This window comes from Fretibacterium fastidiosum (genome assembly GCF_000210715.1).
GTDB lineage: Bacteria > Synergistota > Synergistia > Synergistales > Aminobacteriaceae > Fretibacterium > Fretibacterium fastidiosum.
In genome coordinates, this window is sequence record NC_021038.1 from 648,046 (window position 1) to 650,695 (window position 2,650).

3 protein-coding genes, 1 pseudogene and 1 riboswitch are annotated in these 2,650 nt (G+C 60.4%); of the genes and pseudogenes, 1 reads left to right on the forward strand and 3 read right to left on the reverse strand.

Going from position 1 to position 2,650, the window contains the following annotated elements; genetic code table 11:
* From cbiM to SY1_RS02845, 3 genes are all read right to left on the reverse strand, one after another.
* Positions 1 to 481, reverse strand: a 481-nt coding sequence (cbiM, locus tag SY1_RS02835; RefSeq protein ID WP_208872646.1) for a cobalt transporter CbiM, incomplete at its 3' end; no start/stop codon positions are given.
* Between the two features lie 4 nt (positions 482 to 485).
* On the reverse strand, positions 486 to 989 hold the full coding sequence (locus SY1_RS02840) for a hypothetical protein (protein WP_015556117.1): 504 nt from the start codon (positions 987 to 989) through the stop codon (positions 486 to 488).
* A gap of 15 nt (positions 990 to 1,004) precedes the next feature.
* Positions 1,005 to 1,793: a DUF4198 domain-containing protein gene (locus SY1_RS02845; RefSeq protein WP_015556118.1), complete on the reverse strand. Its 789-nt coding sequence runs from the start codon at positions 1,791 to 1,793 to the stop codon at positions 1,005 to 1,007.
* Positions 1,794 to 1,956: 163 nt separating this feature from the next.
* Positions 1,957 to 2,121: riboswitch (cobalamin riboswitch) on the reverse strand.
* A gap of 343 nt (positions 2,122 to 2,464) precedes the next feature.
* Between SY1_RS02845 and SY1_RS02850 the strand changes: the two are divergent.
* Positions 2,465 to 2,650: pseudogene (locus tag SY1_RS02850) on the forward strand (ABC transporter permease); the annotation flags it as partial.

Genomic DNA, 2,650 nt, shown 5'->3' on the forward strand with positions numbered 1-2,650 from the left:
ATAGATTGGCGTCCGTCCCCCTCAGGAAGATCTCCACCCCCACGGCACAGAGGAGCACGGCCAGGGCACCTGCGATGAAGCCCAGTACGGAGGCGATGGGGCCTCTGCTCCTGCAGATCGGGCCCGCGAACAGGAAGTAGGCGGCGAGCGCAGGAACGGCGACATCCACCGTATTCACCCCCAGAACGATGAGGCCGCCGAACTGAAACAGGAGGGCCTGCAGAATCAGGGCGACCATCACGGCGGGAAAGGCCGACCACCCCAAGATCAGCCCCATGGGCGCGATAAGGGAGAGGTGGGTCGAACTGGGGCCGAGCCGCACGTTGATCAGGGAGGCCAGAAAGAACACCGACGAGGAGAACGCGACGCGGACGATCTTATCGGGGTTGAGCTTTTTGAGCCCGACCGCCGTCCCGACGCCCGCGACGGCCCATCCGGCGGCCAAGGCCTGAGTGGAGAGGATTCCCTCGCTGATATGCATGGGACTACACCGCCTTCCTGCACCGCAGCAGCAGGACGAACGCGGCGATGTTGAAGATCAGGCTGACGCCGAGCCCCGCCCTCAGGAGAAGATCCAGTCCCTCAGGGGCGGCCTTCTTCTCCTGAATGTCGATGCCCGAACCGCCTCCTGTGGCCCCGGCCTTCAGGAAGTCCTCCGTCACGTTCACTGTCGCCTCGGCCCTGTGCCCGTCCTCATCGCTGACGATGACCCGCCACGTCCCGGGCTTATTGGGGGTGAAGGCGAAACGCCCCCCCTCGTCGGTCCGTCCTGACTGGTAGGCGATCTTCTCGTCGGCAGGGGAGAAGACCTTGGCCTCAAGGTAGTTCATAAGCTCTCCCGTCGAGTAGAAGAATTCGAGCGATACCGGCTTCAGCGTGGACTCCGAATAGCCCACGCCGTGTGCGTCCGCCTGCTGCGCTAAAAGGCCGCTCAGGCCGGCGATCACCGCCAGCCCGAGCAGCGCCGTCTTTTTGAAAGAGGCGTTCATCTTTGATGGACTTTGCTACTTCACTTCAAAGAGCAGGAAGGTCCTGCGAGCAACGGAGTCGTACTCGCCCTCCTTGCCGGGCAGGTCCGTCTTCATGGCGCGCACACCCCAGAGACCGGGGGCTGTGATCTTGATATGGGCCACGCCCTGGACCGCCTGGGTATAGTAGGCATAGGTGTCCTCGTACTCAGGCGCAAAACCGTCGTAGCTCGCCCACACCGCCCCTGAGTAGGGTTTTCCGTCGACCAGTATCTTCACCTCGAAGAACTCTCCAACCTTGGCGTCCGCAGGGTTGGTCACGGGGATGATCTCAAGGGCCTGCCCCGTCTGAACGGCGAAGTTCTTGTCGTCCCTGGAGGCGTTGACGATAACCTTGACGAACTTGTCGTTCTTGGTCGCCTTCGTGACCTTCAGGCCCTGGGCCTCCAGGTCCTTGCGAAGGCCGGACTTGCCGCCCTCATTCGTGACGCACCAGACACCGCCGTCCTTGTTGGCGAGGATCACCATGGACTGAGAGGCATCCTCGACGGGCAGGGAGAAGTCGATGCACAGGTTTTTCTCGTTCGGCTTCAGCCCGGCCTCCTGGAGCTTGCCGTCCTTGAAGACTCCCGCCTTGATGCGCTCGACGCTCTCCACCTCCTCGGGTACGATGAACTTGTGTCCCGAGTGGATCTCAACCGCCAGAGTCTCGCCCTTCGCCGCGTTCATCTTCTGCGGCTTCATCACCAGCTCGTGCGCAAAGGCCGCCGAGGCGACCCCAAGGAGCAAACCAGCCGCCAACACTACTTTGTTTCCGCGTTTCATGAAAAAATCATCCTCCTCAATACTTACAGAATTACGGCAAAACCCCGTTGCCGGGGTACGTCGTCCAGAGAATAAAACGCTGCAAAAACCCCCGCCTCGCGATGGGCGCGGGCGGGGGCGTCACAGACGACACGCTCCTGCGCCATCGCTCGTGGCAAAACGTCTTGTGTCCGCTTGAACGTCAGGTATTCCGGCTTGGGATCCAAGACATAGTTCGATGGAGCCGCGCCTTCGCGCCCTCCCCGAACCTGGCTTGTCCTCCTCTCACGGCGGCGGGACCGCGCGGGCGTTGCACCCGACTTCCCCCGACGAACAAGAGTTCTGTTTATAATTTATGATAACACTTTTTTTCTAAATTTTGTTATGTTTAATTTATGGAAAATTAACAAGGACGTCCTTGAGGAGTTCACACGGCTGGATGCGGCTGTGGGACAGAGACCCTGCCGTCGGACGCAGCGGGTAACCTGAGAGGGACCGCTTCACGGAGCCCGTGGTGCGGGGCAATGATCTTCAAGGACCTCGTAAGGCCTTGGTTGCAGAGGCCAGGGGCGCGCTAAGTCCGTTTCACGTCTTTTCTCACCTGTGGTGATAGGGTTCTTTTGTGAAGTGATATAATAGGAGAGCACTTTTTGAAAACTTCAGTATTCCTTGCAAGGTGAGGCTGATAGCTGATGCTGCGCTATATCCTACGTAGGCTCCTGATGATGATCCCCGTGCTGATTGGCGTCACGTTCATCGTCTTTTTCATCCTGGCCCTGACGCCTGGGGACCCGGCCGCCATCATCCTGGGCGACGGCGCGACGCCGGAGCTCCTGCAGCGGACGCGGGAGGAGCTCGGCCTCAATCGGCCCATCGTC

Excerpts from the sequence above, each read along its gene's own strand:
- SY1_RS02840 (WP_015556117.1), bottom strand. The coding sequence starts at position 989 with ATGAACGCCTCTTTCAAAAAGACGGCGCTGCTCGGGCTGGCGGTGATC.
- SY1_RS02845 (WP_015556118.1), bottom strand. The coding sequence starts at position 1,793 with ATGAAACGCGGAAACAAAGTAGTGTTGGCGGCTGGTTTGCTCCTTGGG.